Source organism: Pedosphaera parvula Ellin514, assembly GCF_000172555.1.
Taxonomy (GTDB): Bacteria; Verrucomicrobiota; Verrucomicrobiia; order Limisphaerales; family Pedosphaeraceae; genus Pedosphaera.
Genome location: NZ_ABOX02000004.1, coordinates 1 through 19,233, shown reverse-complemented (window position 1 = coordinate 19,233; position 19,233 = coordinate 1). Strand labels below are relative to the sequence as shown.

General features: G+C 50.6%; 18 protein-coding genes. 9 read left to right on the top strand and 9 right to left on the bottom strand.

Annotated elements, in window-relative coordinates:
* Positions 1-16 precede the first annotated feature (16 nt).
* The 6 genes from CFLAV_RS03830 to CFLAV_RS03800 all read right to left on the bottom strand — a co-directional run bounded on the left by CFLAV_RS03830 (position 17) and on the right by CFLAV_RS03800 (position 6,157).
* Positions 17-1,855 (bottom strand): type II secretion system protein GspD, encoded by a 1,839-nt coding sequence (locus CFLAV_RS03830; RefSeq protein ID WP_007413306.1) that lies wholly within the window; start codon positions 1,853-1,855, stop codon positions 17-19.
* Between the two features lie 517 nt (positions 1,856-2,372).
* Positions 2,373-2,861, bottom strand: coding sequence for a hypothetical protein (locus CFLAV_RS03820; RefSeq protein WP_007413304.1), 489 nt, complete (start codon positions 2,859-2,861; stop codon positions 2,373-2,375).
* Between the two features lie 21 nt (positions 2,862-2,882).
* Positions 2,883-3,455 carry a hypothetical protein gene (locus CFLAV_RS03815; RefSeq protein ID WP_007413303.1) on the bottom strand — a complete coding sequence of 191 codons (573 nt, stop codon included), beginning with the start codon at positions 3,453-3,455 and terminating at the stop codon, positions 2,883-2,885.
* A 1-nt stretch (position 3,456) separates the two neighbouring features.
* Positions 3,457-4,122, bottom strand: coding sequence for a hypothetical protein (locus CFLAV_RS03810; protein WP_007413302.1), 666 nt, complete (start codon positions 4,120-4,122; stop codon positions 3,457-3,459).
* A 5-nt stretch (positions 4,123-4,127) separates the two neighbouring features.
* Positions 4,128-5,198, bottom strand: a complete 1,071-nt coding sequence (gene pilM, locus CFLAV_RS03805; RefSeq protein WP_007413301.1) for a pilus assembly protein PilM — start codon at positions 5,196-5,198, stop codon at positions 4,128-4,130.
* A gap of 80 nt (positions 5,199-5,278) precedes the next feature.
* On the bottom strand, positions 5,279-6,157 hold the full coding sequence (locus CFLAV_RS03800) for a LysR family transcriptional regulator (RefSeq protein ID WP_007413300.1): 879 nt from the start codon (positions 6,155-6,157) through the stop codon (positions 5,279-5,281).
* Positions 6,158-6,767: 610 nt separating this feature from the next.
* Here CFLAV_RS03800 and CFLAV_RS03790 point away from each other — a divergent pair.
* The 7 genes from CFLAV_RS03790 (at position 6,768) to CFLAV_RS03750 (ending at position 13,436) form a co-directional block, all read left to right on the top strand.
* On the top strand, positions 6,768-7,073 hold the full coding sequence (locus tag CFLAV_RS03790; protein WP_007413298.1) for a hypothetical protein: 306 nt from the start codon (positions 6,768-6,770) through the stop codon (positions 7,071-7,073).
* An 832-nt stretch (positions 7,074-7,905) separates the two neighbouring features.
* Complete coding sequence (locus CFLAV_RS03775; protein ID WP_007413295.1) at positions 7,906-9,351, top strand: radical SAM protein; 1,446 nt, start codon at positions 7,906-7,908, stop codon at positions 9,349-9,351.
* A complete protein-coding gene (locus CFLAV_RS03770) occupies positions 9,351-10,055 on the top strand; it encodes a prolipoprotein diacylglyceryl transferase (protein ID WP_007413294.1) in 705 nt (234 codons plus the stop codon). Before CFLAV_RS03775 ends, CFLAV_RS03770 begins: the two co-directional genes overlap by 1 nt.
* Positions 10,052-11,314: a spinster family MFS transporter gene (locus CFLAV_RS03765; protein ID WP_007413293.1), complete on the top strand. Its 1,263-nt coding sequence runs from the start codon at positions 10,052-10,054 to the stop codon at positions 11,312-11,314. The genes CFLAV_RS03770 and CFLAV_RS03765 overlap by 4 nt, the downstream gene beginning before the upstream one ends.
* An 81-nt stretch (positions 11,315-11,395) precedes the next feature.
* On the top strand, positions 11,396-11,992 hold the full coding sequence (locus CFLAV_RS03760; RefSeq protein WP_007413292.1) for a hypothetical protein: 597 nt from the start codon (positions 11,396-11,398) through the stop codon (positions 11,990-11,992).
* Positions 11,993-12,206: 214 nt separating this feature from the next.
* On the top strand, positions 12,207-12,794 hold the full coding sequence (locus CFLAV_RS03755; RefSeq protein ID WP_007413290.1) for a hypothetical protein: 588 nt from the start codon (positions 12,207-12,209) through the stop codon (positions 12,792-12,794).
* 24 nt (positions 12,795-12,818) lie between these two features.
* Positions 12,819-13,436: a hypothetical protein gene (locus tag CFLAV_RS03750; protein ID WP_150107261.1), complete on the top strand. Its 618-nt coding sequence runs from the start codon at positions 12,819-12,821 to the stop codon at positions 13,434-13,436.
* A 197-nt stretch (positions 13,437-13,633) separates the two neighbouring features.
* On the opposite strand, the gene CFLAV_RS03745 is transcribed toward CFLAV_RS03750, so the two are convergent.
* Positions 13,634-14,095 carry a metallophosphoesterase family protein gene (locus CFLAV_RS03745; RefSeq protein WP_007413288.1) on the bottom strand — a complete coding sequence of 154 codons (462 nt, stop codon included), beginning with the start codon at positions 14,093-14,095 and terminating at the stop codon, positions 13,634-13,636.
* A 7-nt stretch (positions 14,096-14,102) separates the two neighbouring features.
* Entirely contained in the window at positions 14,103-14,741 is a 639-nt protein-coding gene (locus CFLAV_RS03740; protein ID WP_007413287.1) for a DUF6580 family putative transport protein, read from the bottom strand.
* 136 nt (positions 14,742-14,877) lie between these two features.
* On the opposite strand from CFLAV_RS03740, the gene CFLAV_RS03735 reads away from it, so the two are divergent.
* Positions 14,878-15,597 carry an RluA family pseudouridine synthase gene (locus CFLAV_RS03735; protein WP_040546864.1) on the top strand — a complete coding sequence of 240 codons (720 nt, stop codon included), beginning with the start codon at positions 14,878-14,880 and terminating at the stop codon, positions 15,595-15,597.
* A 21-nt stretch (positions 15,598-15,618) separates the two neighbouring features.
* Here the strand turns inward: CFLAV_RS03735 and CFLAV_RS31775 are convergent, their stop codons facing one another.
* The gene (locus CFLAV_RS31775; RefSeq protein ID WP_007413285.1) at positions 15,619-17,688 is read right to left on the bottom strand and encodes a tetratricopeptide repeat protein; all 2,070 of its coding nucleotides are present in this window, start codon (positions 17,686-17,688) and stop codon (positions 15,619-15,621) included.
* 159 nt (positions 17,689-17,847) lie between these two features.
* On the opposite strand from CFLAV_RS31775, the gene CFLAV_RS03725 reads away from it, so the two are divergent.
* Positions 17,848-18,918: an alcohol dehydrogenase catalytic domain-containing protein gene (locus tag CFLAV_RS03725; RefSeq protein ID WP_007413284.1), complete on the top strand. Its 1,071-nt coding sequence runs from the start codon at positions 17,848-17,850 to the stop codon at positions 18,916-18,918.
* The last annotated feature ends 315 nt before the right edge of the window (positions 18,919-19,233 follow it).

Sequence of the window (19,233 nt, the reverse complement as noted above, 5' to 3'; positions counted from 1 at the left end):
GATAATTTAGCTGAGACTATTTAGAGCTGGCGTCGTCGCTATCAGTTGCAGTCTTTTTCTTGCCGAACAGATTGCTCCAGTCTTGAGGTTTGCCGCTGTCCCAGGCACCGAAGTCAGTGCTATTTTCATCCGGCAGCTTATGCTTGAGGAAGTCGGTTTGTGTGGGTTGGAAGTCCTCAGTCTCCACAATGGTAGGTGTGACGAAGATAATCAGGTTCTTCTTGTTCTGGGTCTTGGATTCATGGCGGAAAGCCGCGCCAAGGTAGGGAATATCGCCCAGGAGTGGCACTTTGATGTAAGACTTGGTTCTGTCGTCGCTCACCAGTCCGCCCATCACCAGCGTATTGCCGCTGGGAATCAGCACTTGTGTGTCGATGTGACGAACATCAAATATATCAGCTTCGTTGATCTGGCCCGAAACGATTTTCCTGTCCGTGCCTGCCACGCTGGAAACTTCAGGAATGACTCTTAGGCTGATCATTTTGTTGGCCGAGATACGTGGAGTAACCTTTAGGATTGTTCCAACGTTTGTATAGGTAACTTCAGATCCGCCCGGGGAGCCCTGAGTGCCCGCAGTGGTTTTGAAAATGGGCTGAGCGCGCGTTACTGACAGAGTGGCCGTCTCATTATCCAAAGTCACCGCCCGGGGAGTGGACAATACTTGGGCATCGTTATCTGTATTCAAGAAGGAAAGAACCGCACTGGCTCCGTCAGCATTCAGGAAGAAGGTATTTGGAAGAAATCCATTATGTGTATTCGCAGCAATCATCGGCTGCGTGGGGTCAAGTATGGTGCTTGGAACTGCTTGCTGGTCAGGTGTCCCAAATGGATTTGCAGGTGTTGGAGGTGTGCCTCGGGTAAAAGGTGCTGCAAGTATCGAGTTATTACCAAAGCGAACATTCTGTGCTGCAGCTGTGCCCGTCCAGTCAACACCTTTCGCGGTGGTGGGATTCTTGGAAGTCTCAACCAATCGGGCCTCAATTAATACCTGCTTGGTGGCAGTATCCAATTTGGCGACTAATTCATCGACTGCGGTGAGCTCCCTGTCCGTCGCCAGGACGACCAACTGGCTGGTGCGCACATCCGCGGCTACTCTACTGCGCTTGTCTTGCAGCACTCCAGTGACGTTCAAAACTATATTGGTTACGTTCGCATATTTGAGTTGGATAACGCGCGTGACCAGTGGTTCAGGAGCAGCTGGGTCTTTGACTGTAATTCTGGCGATCTTCGTCCTCGGATCATCGACGATTGTTAAATTGTAATTCCCTAATACTGCGTTCAAAGCCTGGTCGGCAGTGAGATTCTCCCAGCGCAAGGAAACCATCGGTTGGGGATTCAATTTGCCATCGGGACCGGCCACTCCGTAATTGATTTTGGGATCGAGCATGTAATTGAGTCCGGCCTGACGTGCGAGATTCTTGATCGCATCCGTCAACGGAACTTCGTCCATGACAATCAGGGGAATGACGGCATTAGGATCACGTTTTTCAGCCGATCCGTTTGTCGTGGCAATGGTGGCGCCAGTAGCGGGACTGGCCGAAGCTGGAGGCGTTGCAGGGGCGGTCGGGGTCCCCGTGGTTTTGTCGGCCGATACCGTGGCGTTGGTGTTGGCCGCGGCGGCTGTTGAGTTGGTGTCCGCAGATGCCGGTGTTGCCGCGCTGGAGGAAAGGTTGGCGGCTGTTGAGTTGGTGTCCGCAGATGCCGGTGTTGCCGCGCTGGAGGAAAGGTTGGTGGCCGTTGAGGAACTTTCCGGCGGCACGCTGGCGGGCGCTTGATTCGTGTCAGTCGGCTGTGCCAGGGCTGCACTGGCGACGATAAGTCCTACCAGGCTGAGTAATGTGGCTTTGGATTTCATTTTGATTTGCTTTGTGTTTTCGACCGTGTATCGACAATTGACAGTTAATTACTGCAGGTTTTGTTTTAGCAGCAAAGGTGCCAAGCGGTTTCCCGCCCGAAATTAGAGGTAATACTGAGCAAATTGCCCATTAGCAAAGAAGGCTTGTCTATCATTAAGACATCGTTTGAATGGTGGGGGAGGGGCATCGGAAAGTAAGTAATTCTAATGAAAAATGCGATTTCTCAAGAAGGACATCGCATGCATCACACGCATTAGCAGAGATTAACCAGATGGAAATCCTTGTGCAGGTGGAGCTCGATGGGTTCAGGCTGGCTCTCTACCTTTATGAAAACTGATGACTCTTTGATATCAATGCAATGGACCTTGGCCTTGCTCCCGTTTGCGGTGGTGACTTCCGCAGATTCTCCCACTTCAACTGTCCGATTGCTGATGAGAGCCAGACGATGTAATGAAAAATGCGATGCCTTAAGAAGGGCATCGCATTGCATCAAATGCATTAGCAAAGATGAATCAGCTAAAAATCCTTGCGCAGGTGGAGCTCGATGGGTTCAGGCTGGCTCTCTACCTTTATGAAAACTGATGACTCTTTGATATCAATGCAATGGACTTTGATCTTGCTCCCGTTTGCGGTGGTGACTTCCGCAGATTCTCCCACTTCAAGTGTCCGATTATTGATGAGAGCCAGGCGCTGACCAGCACTACCAGACAATGCTTTCAAGACCAGGCTGGAGAGCGCAACCACCGGCAGAGCGTTCGTTGTCACGAGGGCGGGGATCGGCCGCCGCAACGTGTCTGGATAAAATGGATCCCTGATATTTTTCGCGGTGAGGTCGAACACCGATTGCGGAATGACCGCATCGGCTGCGACAGAGTTAGTTTCCCCGCCGACCGACCCACCGGAAGCCGGTTCTGTGGGAGCGGCGTGGGAACTTGGTGAAAAGATCATCATGCCAGCGGTCATGCCAGAAATTAAACTAATGATGATACTTCGCGGAATGGTCATAAAAGTGGTTAATCAGGAGGCTTAGGGTTTTACGAGTGTGACTATTTCCATTCGGAAAGCGAGTCTTTCCTTCTCATCAGGATTATTTCCCGGCGATGGTTCCAACGTGAGGTTTTGGACGCGCATATGGGGGAAATGATTCTCCAGATCTGCAAGAAATTTCCCGAAGTCATAATAAAAGGCAGTTCCGCCTATCCCCACAGTTGCTTGCTTATAGGGAAAAGAGGGAAACATGGTCACGTCCGCGACTGCAGGAGCTCCAAATTGAGGCACCTCCACTCTATAGGATGGGACATTAAACTGTTTCAAAGAGCTTACAATCCAGGAAAACAAATCTCCTGAGGCCATGGTGGTTTCAATAAGATCCAACTTTTGTGAACACCCATTCAGATCGGAATTCAATTTTTTGGCGTCGGCAACCGTCTTTAAAACGGTTTGCATTTGCTGATCCAACTCCCCAATCTTTTTTGAGACTTCGTTCAGCTTGGTGTTCTGGTAACTGATCAGGCCAAACCACAATCCTGCAATGATCCCGGCCACGACCATCGCGACTAAGACCATGTGGGTACGCTTTTCCTTGGAAATTTTCTTCATATCAATGAATTCTTTCAGGGTACCGGCATTCAAACGTGAACTGAACAAAGGGTTTTCCCGATTCTGCGTCGAGCTGGGGAGTTGCCAGATTCTTCAGACGGATTTCGTTCGTGGTCAGATGATTTTCCTTAAAGTAAGAATATTGAGAAATTGCTTCTTTGAAACGATTGACCTGGTCGCCTCCGGGATTGGCGCTTGAATCCCTGGCATCCAATGTAAGGAAAACCCTTTCCGTGGACTTGCCAGGTTTCCCTGGTTTGTTGCTGTCGCCTTTGACCGGGGGGGTTACTTCATAATTTTGATCCACCCGGATCCGTGTGATGTGAATTCCATCCACCACGGTATGTTGCAGGGAATCCAAAAGCGTGGCATAGAGAAAACGGTTTGTGGCCATGATTTGCAACGCCGTCAGCTTTTCGGTTGTTTCGCCCAGTTTCTTCCTGTCCCTTAAGATTTGCTGGTATTCGTTCGTCCTCGTACCCAGCCTGGCTTCCAAAGTGTTAAGCTTGGCATTTTGGGTCATGACCTTGACCTGGAGGGAACTGCTGAATACCAGCACCAGGCACACTGCCATGATCCCAGCCCAAATCGTCCGTTTTACCGGATCTTTGCGCCGGAGATCTTCTGTGGCTTGCGCTTCGGCAAGCAAGTTGATGCGTATAGGCATAGGAGTTAAAATGCAACAGCAGCAGCGCCAACGGCTACAGCTAATTGGGGGGCCACCTGGTCAATTTCTGCGGATTGCAAAGCGGGGAGTTCATTTTGCAGCGAAGCAACCGGATTCCAGGCTTTGCAGTGGACCATCAGTTCAGCTTCCAGGCTCTTAATGATGAATTCAGAGCGCGCCGATCCGCCGGAAATATAAATCTGACTGACCGATTTATCCTGCTGATGTTCGAAGAAGTCCACCGAAGCTCGCAGCTCGCGTCCAAGAGGAATCAAAATTGGTTCCAAACTTGATTGAACTTCCGCCGGCATGCCGACTTTTATCCCTTCAGCTTCAGCGTAGCTGATGCTCATGGCTTCAGCCAAACCCTGTGTCATGCGGTCGCCGCCGATGGCCACCACACGGCTCAGGATTAATTGACCATTGTTAAGCAAGGAAATCGTAGTGCTCTTGAAACCGATGTCCACCAGAGCAACTGGTTCTTTCGCAAAGGCTTCAGGCATCGCCAGTTCCAGCGCATTTACCGGACCGAGCAATCCCGGAATTACCTGATCTGCCGTCAAACCAGCATCTTTGATGGATTGCAATAAATCACTGATAAGCTGTTGTTTGGCACCGCCGACCAGGACCTTTGCCCTTTGCATTCCGACGGCTCGCGCGCTTTCGAGAGCAGCTCCGTTCCTGGCGACCACTACATGACAATCGAAGACGTGTCCCGGCAGGTCCTGCTGCAGGTAATTCTTCGTATTGTTTCTCAAAATCATGCGCATGTCTTCCACCGGCATGGGTGGCAGTTCAGCATGTCGCACGATGGAATCATTCACTCCGATCGCTAAAGTCACTATCTTGGTCTTGGCATCCAAAGCCTGGACCACAGCTTTTAGATGTTCCGAGAGCAGTTCGATGGAGAGGCTTTTTTCGTAAATAGGTGCATCCATCACCACATAATGCTGCAGGGCAAATCCTTCTCCTTTGCGTTGCAGGTGAATGGCCTTGGTGGTGCGGCTGCCCAGATCGATGGCTATGATCTGGTCCCGTTTCTTTTTTGATTGGCCGTTTAAGAATGGCAGCGCCATAAAATAGTTTTTGAACTAACTTTACGACTGCCTTTAAGCAACTCCTTTGCCACTTCTGGGGCCGGACCGCCTCCGCGCCACTACACAGAACTCAAAACCCGTGCACGCCTTTGTAGTTCTTCTAATATCAGCTGTACTGGAGGGGATAATTTTCCGCGCCAAAGGGCGCCCATGATGACCGGTGCAAAGTTGGGGAGGGGAATTGTACGGACTTTTGGAGACAGCTTTGTCTTGGGAATAGACACCGTGAGCCCGATGCCGAACCCGCTGGTTACATAAGTTTGGATGAGGTCCACCGAGCTCACCTCGATACTGGGGAACCAATCCACGCCCAGCCGGCTCAACCCTTGCTGAAAGTTTTTACAAATAGCCTCGCTCTCAGGCAGACAGATCAATGGCTCCTGGATGCGATCCCGTTTCCATAACTCCTCAGCCGAGGCGATTGGGCTTTCCTTATCCACCATTAGGATCAATGGGAGTTCCAAAAGCGCCTGCGTTTGAAGACCGGCCGGGGCTTTCTTCTCCATCAAAGTTATGGCAAGATCGATGTCCTGTTTCTGCAGCATGGCTTCCAACTCGGGTTGATAGCCCTCGCGCAACGCTACTTTCACTTGTGGAAATTTCTTCTTAAGGGTTTGAAGCAGCTCGGGAAGATGGTCGCGCAAAACCACGTCCGACGAACCGATCCGGACCTGATGCGTCGTGCCGCCCTGCAACTCGGTGCTCAGGGCATCCAGGCCGGAAAAGAATGGTTTGATGAAGTTATAAAGCTTCTCGCCCGGAGGTGTCAGGCTAAAGGGCCGCCGATGAAAGAGCGTGGCTCCCAGGAACTCTTCCAGTTGGGCAATCTGGCCGCTGACCGCCGGCTGCTGAATGCCGTAAGGAATATTGCGCACGGCTTCGCTAATTCCTCCAAATCGCGCCACGTAATAGAAAAGCTCCAGGTGATGAATGTTCATACATCGATTTAATCGATAACCTGGGAAGTTTTATCGATTAACGCTCCGTAGGCAAGGCGAGATAGCCTCGCTTCCGTGAAAAGAAACTCTGAAGATTACTCAAAATTTACCCGTTCACCACAGAAAATGAGTAAAGGGAACGGCCAAATGCCAGGGAGGTGGCCTTAAATTCTTTCGCCCGCCGCATCAATGCACAGTGCGATAACCTGGGGAGGCTCGCGCTAAATGCGGTGCGGCGAAAGTTTTTCGAGCAATCGGATGAACATAATGATTGGAAGACTTCTCCAGTGACAGTCGGGGAAGGTTGTGGCTAAATATTCGGGTCATCATCAGTTATGAATGAGTCCAGGGCCGCATGCCCGAAATGCAAAAAGGATGTGATGTTCAGCCACCAGCAAGGTTGGGGCAAATGTCCTGAGTGCGGTTTTCAATTTCAGGACGGTTTTATCGAACCTCCTTCGACTGGATTGGAGCGTAAGACCGCGCGACGCACCCTCCTGGACATGATTTTAATTGCCTTCCTTATTTCGATAGCTGTGATTTTAGTAGGTGGAGCGGTACTGTTTGCCGGGTGTCTGGTGCTGTCAGGAGGGCACTGACGGAATTTATTATGAATACGAATCCTTCCAAATCTTCACCAATACTTTTCTGGATTCTCCTGTTCCTGCCTGCTGCCATGGGACTGGCCAGTTTCTGGGTTGGACAATCTTCCAAGAATACAGGTAGCACCATTGGAATGCTGGCTCTCCCTTTGGGGGTGGGAGCTGCCATCTATTGCGGTATTTGGCTGGCCCGTCGCTTTTTTCAAGGATCTGGCACTCGGGTCCTGACCGCGTTGTGTTTCATTGCGTTGATAGGCTTTTTAAACTTGTTCGCCATCGTTGCGGGATGCGCTGGCAATATTGATTTGCGATAATCACACTATGAGCAACCCACAACTTGGAGGCCGGAATAATGAGGGAATTCCCAAACAGGTAATGGCCCGAATCTTTTGGGTATTGTTGCTCGCGCCAGTTCACCTGACTTTCTTGATCTGTCTGCTTGTTCCTCGTCATGCCTACAATGTGGCTTTTGCGGTAAGTGGCTTGAATTGCTTGCTTATCCTAAGCACTTCTCCATTTTGTGCCTGGTGGCTGGCCTGCAAATCGTCTCGAAATTCTGCGGCTCGCATTATTACTGGAATTATCTTTTTCCTCGCTTTGGTGGGCACAAATCTATGCCTTTTGTTCATAGCATTCGTGAACCTTTTTGGCTTAAGGGTGTGATCGGATTACAAATATGAATGCGATGCCAAGTAACGAACCGATTTGCCCTCGGTGCCAGGGTGATCTCACTCAGGCCATCAAGGAGGGAACTTCATTTTGCCACCAGTGCGGTGCGGGCATTTCTGAAAACTTGCTGCCCCCTCCAGTGTCTGGAGGAAGAATCAGCCCTAGGTTTTTGCCTTTGCAGAAGGTTTTTTGGATTTTACTTTTGGCTCCTTGTTTTCTATCCCTCGTTAGTTTTTCTCTGGGAGAAATTTCAGAGAAATTCCGCGACTCCGCTGGGACCGTCGGTTTTATTGGACTTATCGTAGGAGCTCCCGCGTCCATTTTTTGCGGTGTTTGGCTTGCATGTCGCTTATGGAAAGACGGGGTGGCACGCTATCTGGGCTCGGTGGTCTTGGTCGTCATCATGGCGGTTCTCAATTTTATAATTATTTTTGCAGGTTGTGCTCGCAACGTTAGGTGGTGAGTTCAAGTATTATTATGAACCTTGCTTCAATTCCAAAAATACAAGCCGAAGAATTACTAAAACGCACCACGAGCCGTTGTCCCAAGTGCCATGCTTCCTGCCCTGCAGAAGTCTGGCGTGTTGCCGGTTCTCCGCAGAAAGTTTTTCTCAAGCGCACCTGCCCCGACCACGGCGAGGCCTCGGTCTGCATCGCCTCGGACGCACGGTTTTATTGGCTGGCTCAGGGCAAGCCGGAGAATGCCTGCTGTGCGGGAGGTAATTGTTCCTCTGCATCTTCGGTTCCGGCGAACTCCGAGCTTTTGAAAAGCATGGCCTTTTCCGCTGCCGATTACTCAGTCGCTGGTACGCTTGGCCGCAATGCCGCAGGCAGAGGAGATGCCCCGTTCGAGAAACTTTCCACCTGTCTTGCCCTGATTGAAATCGTCAACTCGTGCAATCTCGCCTGTCCCACCTGCTACGCCGATTCGCCCGTTGGCATCGCTGCCAAAGTGGACGCCGTGCCGCTGGAACAATTAAAGTCCCGCATTCAGGGCGTGATTGATCGTAAGGGTGGCATTGAAATTCTACAACTCTCGGGTGGCGAACCAACGTTGCATCCGCAGTTCTTTGAGTTGGTGGAGTGGGCTCAGGCTAATCCCAACATTGATTACCTGCTGCTCAATACCAATGGTGTCCGCCTGGCGACCGATGAGGTTTTTGCGGAGCGTCTCGGAAAAACATTCCATTACGGCGGCATGCAACTGTATCTGCAGTTCGACGGCATGCAGTTGGAAGGGCAGGAGCAACTACGCGGAGGCGACCTGCGTGGCATGCGAGTGCGGGCCATTGAACGATGCGGGGCAATGAATCTGCCCATCACGCTCGCTATGACGGTGACGCCTGACAACCTCTCCCATCTCTGGGAAGCCGTTGAGTTTGGTCTCAAGTATAAGCATATCCGCGGGATCAGTTTCCAACCGATGTTTACGAGCGGCAGATTGCCAAAAGGAGCGACCGCAATATCGCAGCCACATTTGAACACCGCCGACATCATTCTCGCAGCCGTGGGGCAATCGAGCGGCAAGCTCCGGTTCGAAGACTTTACTCCATTGCCTTGCGGCGATCCTAATTGCGCCACCATTGGCTATCTGTTAAAGGTAAATGGCGCGACGCACTCCATCAGCAACTTTATTGATTTTACTCAAGTCCAGGGATTTCTTCACGACAAGGTTCGCTACAAACTTGAGGACCTGATGCAATGCGGCTGCGAATCGGAACCGTTGGGAGAGCTCTTGAAAAAGTTCGAACTCGATGAATCCAATACCTTCAGGTTGTTCATCAAACCTTTCATGGACGCATTTACTTGGGATGAAGACCGCATCGATCGTTGTTGCACACATGTGATTCGGCCTGATGGCAAGCTGGATTCGTTTTGTCGTTATTACTCGGGATTTTCTGACACTAAGCCAGCTCCACAATAATGCGCTCCTCCCCATACGGTTGGCTGATGCTGGCGGGTATTATCGTGAGCATCTGTTTTTGGTCACGCCTGGCCAAGCGTGATGATCGACTATTGCTCATTTATGTGTCTGCTCTGGTGGGTGCCTTTCTGGGTGCGAAGATTGTTTATGTCCTGGCCGAAGGCTGGCTTCACTTCGGCGCGCCCGACATGTGGCTGCAACTGGCGACTGGGAAGACCATTTTGGGAGCTTTGCTCGGTGGCTATTTGAGCGTCGAGATTGCCAAGAAGCTCGTTGGATACCATTCTGCAACTGGCGACTGGTTTGCCTTCATAGCGCCCATCGGAATTATTCTCGGCCGCATAGGTTGCTTTTTTCACGGCTGTTGCACCGGAGTTGCCTGCAAGGCGTCGTGGTGTACGCTTAAAGATGCTCATGGGGTGGACCGTTGGCCTTCGGTGCCGATGGAAATTCTTTTCAATTTTGCCGCAATCGTTACCTTCTTTCTGCTGCGTCGTCGGCAGAAGCTGAACGGACAGCATTTTCATATTTACCTGATGGCATACGGCATCTTCAGATTCATGCATGAGTTTGTGCGCGAAGAACCACACATTCTAGGGCCAATGAGTGGCTACCAAATCGCTGCGCTCGCAGTCTTTGCGCTCGGCATGATGGGATTTATCCGACGTCAACATCAACCTGTGCCTGCGGTCGTCTCCTCATGAATAAGCGTCTAAGTCCCGCCTGGCTGCTGGCCATCCTGACCGGGCTGAATCTGTTTAACTACATCGACCGCGCCATTCTGAACGCGGTGCGCACGCCTCTGGCCGCAGAATTCAATGTTGGCTACGGGGATTCCGGTCGGGCATTTACTTATTTCATGATCGGTTACTTCGTTACTTCCCCCTTCTTTGGATATTTCGGGGACCGGGCTTCGCGAAAATGGCTGATTGCGCTTGGTATTTTTGTCTGGAGTCTGGGGACCGTATTAACCGGTTTTGCCAGCACCTTCAGTATGCTGCTGGCATATCGAGTTCTGGTGGGAGTAGGGGAGGCGAGTTATGCGACCATCAGTCCGGGACTGATCTCGGACAGTTACGACGCCAAACGCCGTAATAATGCCCTTACCATCTTCTACGTAGCCATGCCTTTGGGCTATGCATTGGGCTATTTGTTTGGTGGGGAGATGGCCACGCATTTTGGATGGCGTCATGCATTTATCTGGGCGGGCGCGCCAGGATTGTTATTGGCATTAATTCTACTTCCCTTCGCAGAACCGAAACGTGGCGGCTCCGATGCCCAAACAGCGGCAGCTGCCACCAAGCCTTCCTTGCGCGATTTCCTGGGTCTCTTTAGGAATCCAAAATACATGTTAGTTATCTGGGGTTATGTGGCATACACCTTTGCGCTGGGTGCATTTAGTTTCTGGGGACCGACCTTTCTGGAAAAAATTCATGGCCTTACCACCGCGAATGCCGATCGCTTCTTCGGCGCAGTGATTGTTGTCGCGGGATTAGTGGGGACGATGGTGGGAGGCTTTGTTGCTACTGCATGGCACAAGCGTGACCCTGCAGGGTATGCATGGTTATTGAGCATCTCCATTCTTTTGGCGGCACCAGTCTCCTTTTTTGCTCTGCAGGCGAAGGATACCACTGTTTGCATGGGATTGTTGGCGGCGGCGATGTTCCTGCTCTTCCTGCCCACCGGCCCGATCAATACGCTCATTTTGGAAACCGTGCCGGCCAATTTGCGTTCCAGCGCCATGGCACTTTCCATCTTCATGATTCATCTATTCGGTGACATGTGGTCGCCCGAAATCGTCGGTCGCCTGGCGGACCATTTGCACAGCTTGCAAGCTGCTGTCCTTGTCCTGCCGGCGGCTTTGGTGGTGAGCGGCATGTTCTCCGTTTGGTTATTGGTGGTCACGAAACGAGAGAAGATTCCTGCAGGTGGTGTTGCGAATACTGCGGCGCCAACGGTCTGATGGTTGATACAATATTTTTTTTCGTGAATTTTCCTTTTTGACCGGTAGTCTAATGGTGTAGACAGAAAGGACCACTACGAAATGAAAATCGCCAATGCGTTTGTACTCACCTTGTGCCTATCCCTTCTGACCGGATGCGGATCGCTGAAGGATATCACGCTGACAGGGGCATTGTGGTCTGATGAATTCCTCCTGAACAATCATGTGCCCACCAACGGTGAAGCCACAACAGCATTTATAAAAGCAGATCAGAAGGATGTTCTCATCACCTACGATGAAAGGCAGGACAGGAAGGATAAGGTCAAACGCCGGGCTTTTTTTGTGTTGGAAAACCAGCATTTGCTTGCGACAGGAGGAAAGCCGCATTTTGTGCCGTTGAAAAATGCAGTGGGCCGGGAACCTGTGCCAATCTTGTGGGAGGCAAATACAGTTGAAACCAACACCTACAGTTCAGCCTTGATCATTTCGACCAACCAGTGGGATTTCCAATTGGTGCTTACCAATCAAAATCTCGGGCACTTCCACATGCCTGTTTACGCTGACGAACACAGCAGGGGGACGCAGATTCTTCTCACCCCGTTTGCCGTGGCAGGAGATACTGGGCTTTATACTGTTATTGGATTTGGCCTGATAATGTTGGCGGTCCACAATGGTGACACGAATTCATGGCAACCATGACTGAGAGTCTAAAACCGATTCTTTTGTCACCGCAGTGCTGGTTTCATTATGTGGCTGCACCACCCGGACTGTCGAACAACTTTGGGCCAATTGCCCCTAAGTGCCGACATCATCGATTTAATCGATGACAGCTTCAGTTTTATCAATTCACCCAAGGCGAATTTGGTGTTTAGCCTCGTAGTCCAATCACGCAAATCGAAAGGACTATCGCTAAATGAAAAGAGTTAAATGCTATTTGTTTGCCTTGCTGTTGCCGTTCCTTCCCGGATGTGGGTCGTTGCAGGAATGCACCTTTACGGGGCGTCTGTGGAGTGATGATTTTCTCACCAATTATCACCAACCTGCAAATGATCCGGGTGCCAAGGCATTCCTGAAGGCCGATCAGAAGGATGTGCTCATCACCTACGACGAACAGAAGGAGAGCAGCGATAATATCAAGCGCCGGGCTTTCTACGTGTTGGAGAACCAGCGTTTGTTGGAGGCCAGAAAGAAGCCGCATTTTGTTTCGCTCAAAAGTGCTGCGGGTTTGGATTCAGTGCCAATCTTTTGGGAGACCAATCTGTTTGCAACCAACACCATCAGTTCCGCCGTGATTTTTTCCACCAATCAACAAAGTTTACAATTGATCTTAACCAACCAGAATCAGGGAAAGTTCACGATGCCGTTTTACGAAGATGGCCATGGCAGGCAGACGCAGATCTTGTTAACGCCATTGGCTGTGACAGGGGATACTGGAATGGTCGCTGCCATTGCAGCGGGACTCGCGCTGTTGCTATGGTTGGAAGGTCATGCTAATCACTGATGGTTATCGAGAGGGTATGAGCTGATGAAAAGCTTAACACTATCATTGATGGCGGCAGCCTTCCTGGCTTTGTCGAGTGGTTGCACCACCCAGACTGTTGGGCAATTGTGGGCCGACGAGGATTTGGATCATTTCTATTCCCCGTCGAGATATGGCGATGTGCAGGTGTTTCAGAAGAATCAATTGGCCAACATCTTAATAACCTACGAAGAGGATCATGGAGGAAAGTTGGTCAGGCGCGCCTTTTTTGTTTTGCAGGATGGCGATCGTGTCGATGGGTATGGCAAGCCAGCGTTCGTTTCGCCGAAGATAAGTGAAGGAATGCAACCAATTCCGTCCGATTACGGCGAATTCACCGATATCGACCGGCTTCGAAAGGAAACCATTTGGGCCCGGGTATCTTCTGACAATAGCTGCGTGATGATTCTTACAAATGGCATCTCGGCCGGGTCCTACGAACTACCCAGTTATTCCGAGATAAATGTTCGGCGGAAGCTGGCACTGACTACGGGAGCGATCCTGTTTGAAGGCTTGAAAAATGGCGCGGAAGAGAAATTGAGCGGGCGAGATTCCCAAACCGATGCAGAGAGGGATTTGAACAATTCAACAAAAGCAAAATCTCGCTCATCCGACAGGAAGTAATCCGGAGAAAGGCAGTTCAACCACTAATTGACACGAATAAACACTAATAAAGATTCGGATTGAAGTGGGGTTGGACTGTCTGCGATGGGGGAGCGCCAAATAGTGAGTCTTTTCCACTAGGCCATTTGGAGTGTTTTTCTATAATTCGTGTGGGTTTGTGTCCATTCGTGGTTTCCCAACTGAATAGTTCCGAGTAATCACAAATCGAAATACTCCGGACGAATGCCCTTCGCATCGCAATGCAGGATTGCCAGAGTGCGCGGCAGGCTGAACCGTTTCTTCCCAGCCGATCCGGGGTTGAAGTAAAGCGTATGGCCAATCAGTTCATTGAATGGCTTGTGCGTATGGCCAAAAACCACTACGTCTGGATTCTCACGTGAGAGGCGCCGCTGTAATACTTCCGAAGGCCGTTGCGCATCCACGATGTGATGCACCAGGAATTTTCGACCGCCAAGTTTGACAACTTCAGTTTGCCGGTAGTGCAAGCCGACATCGGTGTTGCCCAGGACAGCCGTCACCGGTGCGATGCTCTCCAGTTGATGGATTATTTGCGGTTGGCCGATGTCGCCGGCATGCAGGATGTGGTCCACACCCTTGAAGATTTTCGGAATCTTGGGATCAAAGAAATTGTGAGTGTCTGAGATGATTCCGATTTTCACGAAATAATCAGGCCTTGGCTTCCTCGGGTTTGGCCTCCGGTGCTTCCTCTTCCGCTTTTTCCTTTTCTTCTTCCTCCGCCGGTTCCAAAGCTTCGAGCAGTTTCATTGCTCCTGCGAACAGGCCGGTAAACAAGCCACCGCTCATGAGTGTGTTTCGGAAAAATTCCCACGTTTGCGGCCAACCTGAAGTTCCTTTGGTCAAGGCCACGAGCCAACCGGTTAAAGTTTTTTTGTATTCCGGGTTATCCAGCCAGGAAATGGAATTGGTGATGACGTAAAAGAGCAATGCTCCCAGGATGCCGCCACCTAGTAACGACATGAAAGAGGCTTTGGGACCGAACTTTCTGCCCATCCAAACCAGAACCACGTAAATGCCGTAAACAGCCAACATTTGCGGGCTAAACCACTGGCTGGCAGGCAGCTTATAATACAAGGAGTTTAGCAGAATGTCAGTAACCAACATCGTAGCGAAGGGCAACCACCAAACCAACTTGCGTGGGAAGAAAACTCCAGCGCAAAACATCAACGCATAGGCAGCGCTAAAATTCCACGGCATTAAGCCAGGAATGCGCGTCACGGCGAACAGCACCATCAGGATAATGGGCAACAGCAGTTTTAAATCGAATTTTGAACCGTTCAACTTCACTCAAATCAGGATACGACAACGGGAAATAATGACAAGCCATGTCATTCCATATACTTATATACGATGATATACGATGCGCTGCCAGCCACCTGCATTATTCAGGGTAAAAGCTGTTTGCGCCCGCGATTTGAACAAAATGGAAAAGTTATTTGATGTCGTGCACGAAGATGCCGAACTGCTGGTGATTAACAAGCCAGCCGGTCTGGTCTGCCATCCCACCAAAGGTGACGAATATTCCAGTCTCATCAGCCGCGTTCGCCTGCATTTGGGCCCGGAATCTCATCCTCATCTCGTAAACCGGCTCGATCGGGAAACCAGCGGCATCGTGATTGTGGCCAAGGATGATACCACCGCCCGCGGTTTGAGAAGAATTTGGGAAGGGCGCGAGGTTCAAAAAGAGTATCTCGCCATAGTTCATGGCCACGTTCGGGAAGAGCAGGGGACCATTCAGGCTGCTCTTGGGAAAGACACTTCGAGCATCATCGCCATTAAAGATACTGTAGTGGAAGGCGGAGCGGCTTCCCAGACCGACTTTACGGTAAAGAAAAGGTTCAGCCGAGAAGAGGGTGATTTTACTCTGTTACGCGTTCTGCCTCATACCGGACGCAAGCATCAGATTCGAATTCACCTGGCCCACATTGACCATCCGATTGTGGGAGACAAGATGTATGGCGGGGATGAAGATCTATATATGGCGCTGGTGCAGGATCGCCTGACAGAGGAACAGTGGAAAAAACTGATTCTGCCACATCACGCGCTGCATGCACGCGCTGTACGTTACGAGTGGCGCGGGCTAAAGATCGAGTTTTGTTCGGCAGCTGAAAAGTGGTTTACGGCTTTTTACGGTGAGGATTAACACAGTTGTCGTGGCAAGGTGCTACGGTTGGTGATAGGGTTTCCCCTGCCGATAAGCATCGAGTCTTTTATCGGCTGCCTCAACCAAATCCTTGGAACCGCTCGCCAGGGCCATGTGCCTGACCTTTTCGGCGAGGGTGATGGCTTCCTTGAACCGTCCTGCCTCAGCGTAAGCTGCATCCAAAGTCCCTAAATATTGCGGTTCCTTTTCTCCGCAAAGCTTCCTGGCTCGCTCTGCCAGGGGAACAGCTTCATTACCATTGCGGAGTTCTGATTCGGGAGCCGTGGCCAGAAGCCAGGCAAGATCGTTTAACGCAACGGCGTAATCAGGCTTCAGCCGGATTGCTGTGCGATATTGTGCAATTGCGGCACCATGGTTTTTTTGGAGGGCCAAGGCCAGAGCGAGGTCGTAAAAGCATTCGGCATCCTGTGGGGCCAGTTGCGAAGCTTCCCCGAATTCAGCCATGGCGTTCTCGAGTTTACCCAGTCTGGCCAAGGTACAACCCTTTTGTCGGTGAGCAATGGCATCTCGCGGCGCCAGCTGCAAGGTTTGGTCGAACTGCGCCATGGCTTCTCCAAGATTTCCCCGGGCCAGGAGAACTTCCCCCAATTGACTGTGGAAGTTGGGCATTTCGGGAGAAAGCCTGACCGCCTGGGTCAAATAATCCACCGCTTCGTCCAACTTGTGTTCCGCCGTCCGCAACACACCGATGGCAAAAAGCGCGTCAGCGGAGTTGGGGTTGCTCCGTAAAATCTGACTGAACTGTTCCATTGCCTTTTCCGGTTGACCGGCTGTGCAAAAAGCTTTCCCCAGCAAGAGCCGGGCTTCCTGCGCGTCAGGGCTTGCTTCGAGAGTATGAGAGAAAAGAGCAATGGAGCTTTTCCAGAAACGTGCCTGCAGATACGTGAGGGGCAAACATGATCCGACCAACAAGCAAATGCTGCCGACTGCCAACAAACGATATTTGGGCCAGCGCTCCATGAGTTCGCGTATCCCCCATGCGATAATAATAAATATCCCGATCAAAGGGATGTAGGAGTATCTGTCGGCCATGGATTGCCTGCCAACCTGAATTAAACCGATCACCGGAACCAGAGTGCCCAGGAAAAAGAAATAGCCCATGAAAAAATAGGGCGCACGGCGAAGCCATTTTAAGGCCAGGAACGTCAGAAAAGATAATGCCAGAATCGCGAAAATCACCAGAGGTGCAGGCCACTCTTCCGGCATTGGGTAAGGAACGGCCAGATTGTGTGGAAAGAACATTTTTCCGAGGTACCGGAGGTATGAAACCAGGGCATTCTCCACCCGTGCGGTTAAAGTCACATTTTCCAGAGGGGCTACAGCTCCTCCCGCGCGCTGAACCAAAAAGGTTACCACGCTCGAGGCCGTGGATAATAAAAGGAGTGGCGTTTTTTCGGTCACCAATTGTTTCCAGGACACTGGCGTGATCGGCCTGGTTCCAGCGAGCTTAAGGTTCGGAGGAAACTCCGCGATGCGGTTGAGTGGCCAGTAATCCATCAGCATGAGCACAAATGGCAGGGTTACCACCATTGGTTTGGACAAGAGGCCTAAAAGAAAACAAGCCAGGACCACAAGGTAACGTTTTATCGTTGGAAAGCGTGCGTACCACCAGTAAGCCAACAGGGTTAGCAGCCAAAAAAACGTGCTTAAAACATCCTTTCGCTCTGAAACCCAGGCTACAGATTCGACATGCAAAGGATGCCAGGCGAATAAGGCGGCAACGAGAGCGCTGGGCCAAAGTTCACCCGTAAAAAGTCGCATCACCAGGAAGAGCAGAATCGTATTGCAAAGGTGGAGCAGCAGGTTTGTGAGGTGATGGCCAATAGGATTGAGCCCATAGAACTGGCAATCCAACATATGAGACAACCAGGTCAGCGGGTGCCAGTTCGTTGAATGGCCCGTTGTAAATGCCCAGGCAATACTAGTCGCATTCAGTCCGCCTTGAACGTTGTAGTTCAGAGTGACGTAATCCGGATCATCGTAATTGATAAAGTCGTTTCGGATCACCGGCGAATATACGGCCAGAGTGACCAAGGCAAGCAACAGGCAACACCAACGCTCTACACGCATAGTAATATTTTTGTGGAAAATTTGAGCTGGTGACAATGCTAATTGGGGGTAATCAAGGGGGGGTTATTGGCAGGGATCTGCCAGTTTCAAAAAAGAAATTGATGGTACCTGGATTTTCAGCCTTTCCGACGAGCCTGTTTCTTTAATAGCTTTCCACTCATGTCTGTTGAAATTCCGAAAACGATGCGTGCAGTTGTCTACCGAGGCGTAAAAAACTTGCAATTGGAATCTTTACCGGTTCCACACATTGGTGCTGGAGATTTATTGGTAAAAGTGGCTGCCTGCGGCGTGTGTCCGACTGACATTAAGAAAATTCATTACGGCACCGTGCCACCTCCACGCGTTTTTGGACATGAAACCGCTGGGGTGGTTGTAAAGGTCGGATCAAAGGTAAAGGGATTTAGAGTCGGTGATCGGGTGGCCTTGCATCACCATGTGCCCTGTCTGAAATGCCATGCTTGCAGGCATCACGCATTTGCACAATGCGAACAGTACAAGCGCACTGGAATTACTGCAGGATTTGAACCCGCTGGCGGCGGATATGCCGAATACGTGCAGGTAAAATCATTTGTGCTACCAGGCGTGGTAAAAATTCCCAAACGCAATTCGTTTGTCGAGGGGGCAATGCAGGAGCCAGTTAATACGGTCTTGAAGGCTGTAAAACGGTTGAATCTGCTCAAAGGTGATATTGTCCTGGTTGCCGGACAGGGACCCATTGGCCTCATGTTCACTCGCTTGCTGGCCTTGCGCGGAGTTAAAGTAGTCGCGAGCGATTTGCTGGAATCACGGTTGCAGTTGGCTAGGGAATGGGGTGCAAGCTGGGCGTTCAAAGCTGATGCCCGTGATTATGAGGATCAGGTTCGTAAGCTGACGCGGGGAAAAGGCTTGGATGCTGCTGTGATTGCAGTGCCTTCCAATCAAGCAGTGCTTCAGGCTCAAGCGCAATTGCGGGGAGGTGGTCAAGTGTTGCTTTTTGCCCACACGAGGAGGGGGGAGCAGTTAGGAATGGATCTTTCGGCGATTTGCGTCGATGAGAAAGACCTGATTGGCAGCTATTCATCAGATTTTCTACTGCAAAAGGAGGTTGCACGGTTGGTTTTCTCTCGAAAACTGGACGTGAGAAGACTGATTACGCACACCTATCCTTTGGAGAAAACGGCGGAGGCTGTAGAATTGGCCGTCAATCCGAAACCGGATTCCATGAAAGTCGTTGTGGTGCAGCCATCTTAGATCACTAACTTTATCATCATGCTGATCGCAACAAGAATGAAGAAAGCTGAGGGATGAAAAAGGATTGGGAATTGCGTGTGCCAAAAACGACCTCTTATAAATGTTCAAAATTTTTTACAAAATTATTGACACTTGCTTCCCGTTTAGAGATAGTGCCGCTACACACGGAACAACATAACAAAAAAATGAGAACAAAAACAACATTACTTACGGCTGCGTTGCTCGCGGTCGGTGCTATCTCCGCGACAGCACAATCGAACGTTTATTCATTAAACGTTGTTGGTTATATCAACGTCCCCATCGGGCAGGGCTACA

Excerpts from the sequence above, each read along its gene's own strand:
- CFLAV_RS03820 (WP_007413304.1), bottom strand. The coding sequence starts at position 2,861 with ATGACCATTCCGCGAAGTATCATCATTAGTTTAATTTCTGGCATGACC.
- CFLAV_RS03790 (WP_007413298.1), top strand. The coding sequence starts at position 6,768 with ATGAATACGAATCCTTCCAAATCTTCACCAATACTTTTCTGGATTCTC.
- CFLAV_RS03815 (WP_007413303.1), bottom strand. The coding sequence starts at position 3,455 with ATGAAGAAAATTTCCAAGGAAAAGCGTACCCACATGGTCTTAGTCGCG.
- CFLAV_RS03800 (WP_007413300.1), bottom strand. The coding sequence starts at position 6,157 with ATGAACATTCATCACCTGGAGCTTTTCTATTACGTGGCGCGATTTGGA.
- CFLAV_RS03760 (WP_007413292.1), top strand. The coding sequence starts at position 11,396 with ATGAAAATCGCCAATGCGTTTGTACTCACCTTGTGCCTATCCCTTCTG.
- CFLAV_RS03770 (WP_007413294.1), top strand. The coding sequence starts at position 9,351 with ATGCGCTCCTCCCCATACGGTTGGCTGATGCTGGCGGGTATTATCGTG.
- CFLAV_RS03810 (WP_007413302.1), bottom strand. The coding sequence starts at position 4,122 with ATGCCTATACGCATCAACTTGCTTGCCGAAGCGCAAGCCACAGAAGAT.
- CFLAV_RS03725 (WP_007413284.1), top strand. The coding sequence starts at position 17,848 with ATGTCTGTTGAAATTCCGAAAACGATGCGTGCAGTTGTCTACCGAGGC.
- CFLAV_RS03830 (WP_007413306.1), bottom strand. The coding sequence starts at position 1,855 with ATGAAATCCAAAGCCACATTACTCAGCCTGGTAGGACTTATCGTCGCC.
- CFLAV_RS03755 (WP_007413290.1), top strand. The coding sequence starts at position 12,207 with ATGAAAAGAGTTAAATGCTATTTGTTTGCCTTGCTGTTGCCGTTCCTT.
- CFLAV_RS03750 (WP_150107261.1), top strand. The coding sequence starts at position 12,819 with ATGAAAAGCTTAACACTATCATTGATGGCGGCAGCCTTCCTGGCTTTG.
- pilM (WP_007413301.1), bottom strand. The coding sequence starts at position 5,198 with ATGGCGCTGCCATTCTTAAACGGCCAATCAAAAAAGAAACGGGACCAG.
- CFLAV_RS03735 (WP_040546864.1), top strand. The coding sequence starts at position 14,878 with ATGGAAAAGTTATTTGATGTCGTGCACGAAGATGCCGAACTGCTGGTG.
- CFLAV_RS31775 (WP_007413285.1), bottom strand. The coding sequence starts at position 17,688 with ATGCGTGTAGAGCGTTGGTGTTGCCTGTTGCTTGCCTTGGTCACTCTG.
- CFLAV_RS03765 (WP_007413293.1), top strand. The coding sequence starts at position 10,052 with ATGAATAAGCGTCTAAGTCCCGCCTGGCTGCTGGCCATCCTGACCGGG.
- CFLAV_RS03775 (WP_007413295.1), top strand. The coding sequence starts at position 7,906 with ATGAACCTTGCTTCAATTCCAAAAATACAAGCCGAAGAATTACTAAAA.